Genomic DNA, 4,136 nt, shown 5'->3' on the forward strand with positions numbered 1-4,136 from the left:
CGGCCCCCGCGCCGGCGCCCGCCGTTCCCGGCTGGGCGGTCGGCCGGCCGGAGGGCTCGACCCTCGCGCCGCACGCCCCGCGCCTGACCGTGACGCCGCTCGACCAGGTGCCGGTCGGTTCCATCCGCCTGCCGCCGGGCTTCCGCGCCGAGGTCTACGCGCACGGCATCCCCGGCGCGCGCATGATGGCCGAAGGCCCGAACGGCACGATCTTCGCCGGCACGCGCGCGATCGGCCGCGTCTACGCCATCAGCCGCAACCCGGACGGCACGACGCGCACGCGCACCATCGCGCAGGGCCTGCCGCAGCCGAACGGCCTCGTGATGATCGGCAGCAGCCTTTACGTGCTCGCGGTCAACCGGGTGCTGCGCTACGACAACATCGAGGCGAACCTCGACAACGTGCCCGCGCCGGTGGACCTGACTGCCGCCTTCGGGCTGCCCACCGAGCAGGACCACGGCGGCAACCATCACTGGAAGTTCGCGACGCTCGGGCCGGATGGCCGGATCTATACGAACATCGGCGTCAACTGCAACGTGTGCAACACCGACCGCGATGTGTTCGCCACGCTCGTCTCCTTCAATCCCGACGGCAGCGGCAGGCGGCTCGAAGCCCGCGGCATCCGCAACAGCGTCGGCATGGCGCACCACCCGGTCACGCGGGAGCTCTGGGCGACCAACCATGGCCGCGACTGGGCGGGCAATGACTGGCCGCAGGACACGCTGCACCGGATCCGCCGCAGCGGCGAAGACCACGGCTTCCCGTTCTGCTCGGGCGGCGCGGCCGACCCGCAGTTCAATGCCGGCCGCCAATGCAGCGAGTTCGTGCAGCCCGCGGCGCTTCTCGGCCCGCACACGGCCGTCGTCGGCATGCGCTTCTACACGGGGACCATGTTCCCCGAGCAGTATCGCAACCAGATCTTCATCGCCCGGCGCGGCTCCTGGAACCGCGAACGCCTGACCGGCTACGACGTGGTGGTCGCGCATCTCGACCCGCAGGGCAATGTGATGCGGATCGAGGAGTTCCTGACCGGCTTCCGCGACGACGCCAACCAGCGCTTCGCCGACCGGCCGGTCGACGTGCATGTGATGCGCGACGGTTCGCTGCTCGTGTCCGGTGAGCAGATGGGCGCGATCTACCGCATCACCTACAGCCGGTGAGGATCGCTTCGATCGTGGCGGCGGCGCTGATCGCCGCCGCCACGGCCCCCGCCGCGTCGGCGCAGGATGCCGCGCGCGGTGCCGATATCGCCGCCCATCGCTGCGTCAACTGCCACGGCGCGGATGGGCGGAGCAGTCTGCCGGACATCCCTTCCCTCGCCGGGCAGCCGGCGAGCTTCATCACGGTGCAGATGATCCTGTTCCGCGAGGGCATCCGCCAGGTGCCGGCGATGCTCGCCTTCGCCGAGGGCGTGCCGGACAAGGATATCGAGGACATCGCCGCCTGGTTCGCGAGCCTGCCGCCCGGCCCGCCGAACGACCGGGGACCGCGCGACGCCGCCCTGTTCGCCGCCGGGCAGGCGATCGCGGGCCCGCGCAACTGCGCCGTCTGCCACCTGCCCTCCTATGCCGGGCGGGAACAGGTGCCGCGCCTGGCCGCGCAGCGGGAGGAGTTCCTCGCCCGCACCATGCGCGAGTACCGCGACGGCCAGCGTGTCGGCGTCGATTCGCAGATGAACGGCGCGGTGATGGGCCTTTCGGATGCCGACATCGCGGCTCTCGCGCACTACCTCGCCCAGCGGGACTGACCGCGCCGCCGGGCGGCCCCGTTGCCGCCTGGGCTCCCAAGGGCTAACGCTGCCGCGCCATGACACCGCCCCCGGACGCCATGCCGGCCGCATCCCCCGGCGCGTCCGCCGCCGCCCGAAACGAAGGCCCCCTGCCCGCGCTGCGCGCCCGCATCGCGGCGGGGCTGATCGCCGCCGACCCGGCGCAGGAACTCGCGGCCGAGAAGCTGCAGGACCTCTGGCGCCGCACCCGCGGCTACGACCCCCGCACCGAACCGCCCGAAAGCCGCGGCTTCCTGTCCCGCTTCTTCCGCCGCAAGCCGGTCGAGGAAGCGCCGGAGGGCGCGCCGGTCGGCCTGTACCTCGTCGGCGAGGTCGGGCGCGGCAAGTCCATGCTGATGGACCTGTTCTTCGAATCGGCCGACGTGCCGCGCAAGAAGCGCCTGCATTTCCACCAGTTCATGCAGCAGGCGCACCGGCGCATCCATGCCTGGAAGATGCGCGACGCCGATGCGCCGGCGCCGCGCGACGTCCATGACCACGACCCGATCCCGCCGCTGGCCGATTCCATCGTCGCCGAGGCAGCGCTGCTCTGCTTCGACGAATTCCAGGTCCACGACATCACCGATGCGATGATCCTCGGCCGGCTGTTCGAGGCGCTGTTCGCCCGCGGCGTGGTGGTCGTCGCGACGTCGAACACCGCGCCGGACGACCTGTTCAAGGGCAAGCCGGGGCGCGACGCCTTCCTGCCCTTCATCGCCCTGATCAAGAAGCGGATCGAGGTGCTGGTGCTCGATTCGGCGCGCGACTATCGGCGCGAGCGGATCCGAGGCCTGCCCACCTGGCACGTGCCGCCGGACGGGCGGGCGGAACGCGCGCTCGATGCCGCCTTCGCGGAACTGACGGGCGAGGCGCCGGCAGCGCCGATGCAGCTCACGCTGCTCGGCCGGTCGGTCGCGGTGCCGCAGGCCGCCCGCGGCGTGGCGCGCTTCGCCTTCGACGAGATCTGCGGGCGGCCGCTCGGCCCGGCCGACTACCTCGCCGTCGCGACGCATTTCCACACCGTCGTGCTCGACGGCATCCCGCGGCTGGGCCCCGAGAACTTTGACCGCGCGCGGCGGTTCATCACGCTGATCGACACGCTGTACGAGCATCGCTGCAAGCTGCTGGCGAGCGCGGAGGACCATCCCGACCGGCTGTACGAGCGCGGCGAGAACGCCGCGATGTTCGAGCGCACCGCGTCCCGGCTGATCGAGATGCAGAGCCAGGACTACCTGGCGCTGCCGCACCTCACCTGAGATCCTCCAGCCAGGCGTCGAGCTCGCCGAGCAGCGGGTCGAGGCTCGCCGCCCAGGCGCCGGTGATCGGGTTCACCGGCTCGAGCCACATGCGGTGGCGCAGCGCGACGAGACGCGACAGCCGCGCCATGCAGCAGCGCAGCCCGACCGCGTTCGCCGCAGCGGGCACGATCTCGAACACCGCCGTGCCGGGCCGCGCGAAGAGCAGCAGGCCCAACGCCGCGCCATGCGGCGCGACGATCGCGCGCGCGCCGCGGATCAGCCGCACCTGCTCCACGAAGCCGCGGCCGGAAAATCGGCGGATGCCGAAGCCGCGCGCGGCGAGCGCGGTCTCGAGCGCCGCCTCGTTGCCCATGGCGCGCTTGGCCGCGTCGCGGCGGGAGATGTAGAGCCGCTCCGCCAGCCCGTCGGCCGGGTCAGGCGCGGCGGCGGCGGCGGCGGCCACGGCCTCGATCAGGGCGCGGTGCGGCCCTTCGGGCGATATGGTGCCGGCGCCGAAGGCACCGAAGTAGAGCCGGCGCACGCGGACCGCGTCCCCCACCAGGACCGCGGGCGCCGTGCGGCCGGCCAGGATGGCGAGGCTCTCCGTCTTGAACGGCGCCGCATCGGCGCGCAGGAGGACCGGCAGGTCCGGAACGCCGCCGGCGAAGCGCCAGCCGATGCTCGGGAGCACATCCGCGGTCCAGTGGAAGATGTTGTTGAACCGCTCGACCGCGAACACGGCCTCCTCGATCCTCGGCGCGGATCCCATCGCGGCGCGCGACGCTTCGGGGAAGGCCTGCTCGCCGCCGCGGAGCAGTTGGCCACCCTCCTGCCAAACCTGGCCGAGCCCGTTGACGAAGACGTCGTGGAAGGCGCGCACCTCGGGCGGCGGGCGCCGCGCGCCAAGCGTCGCCTCGAAGCGCTCGGCCTGGGCCTCGAAGGCGGCACGTGTCTCGGGGCGCAGACCCGGCGCGGCGACGATCTCGGTCCGCGATGCGCCGGGGCGCGCGCCTGTCGGCCCGGCCGGATAGGCATGAGGGGCCGGATGCGACCGGACCTCGACCGGCGCTCCGGCCAGGCGCCGGCCGAGCGCCCGCGCGGCGAGGCGCAGCGCCGGCTGCGCCGAGGCC

4 protein-coding genes are annotated in these 4,136 nt (G+C 73.1%); 3 read left to right on the plus strand and 1 reads right to left on the minus strand.

Annotated elements, in window-relative coordinates; translation table 11 throughout:
* From HW577_RS21870 to zapE, 3 genes are all read left to right on the plus strand, one after another.
* Positions 1-1,160: PQQ-dependent sugar dehydrogenase (locus HW577_RS21870; protein WP_198378233.1), on the plus strand; the 1,160-nt coding region annotated here is incomplete at its 5' end.
* 14 nt (positions 1,161-1,174) lie between these two features.
* A complete protein-coding gene (locus HW577_RS21875) occupies positions 1,175-1,747 on the plus strand; it encodes a c-type cytochrome (RefSeq protein WP_198378234.1) in 573 nt (190 codons plus the stop codon).
* An 80-nt stretch (positions 1,748-1,827) separates the two neighbouring features.
* On the plus strand, positions 1,828-3,024 hold the full coding sequence (zapE, locus tag HW577_RS21880) for a cell division protein ZapE (protein WP_198378236.1): 1,197 nt from the start codon (positions 1,828-1,830) through the stop codon (positions 3,022-3,024).
* Here the strand turns inward: zapE and HW577_RS21885 are convergent.
* A partial coding sequence (locus HW577_RS21885; RefSeq protein WP_198378235.1) for a glycosyltransferase family 61 protein occupies positions 3,017-4,136 on the minus strand: 1,120 nt, incomplete at its 5' end. The two genes, zapE and HW577_RS21885, sit on opposite strands and share 8 nt — an antisense overlap.

The organism is Neoroseomonas rubea (assembly GCF_016106015.1).
Lineage (GTDB): Bacteria > Pseudomonadota > Alphaproteobacteria > Acetobacterales > Acetobacteraceae > Neoroseomonas > Neoroseomonas rubea.

Excerpts from the sequence above, each read along its gene's own strand:
- zapE (WP_198378236.1), top strand. The coding sequence starts at position 1,828 with ATGCCGGCCGCATCCCCCGGCGCGTCCGCCGCCGCCCGAAACGAAGGC.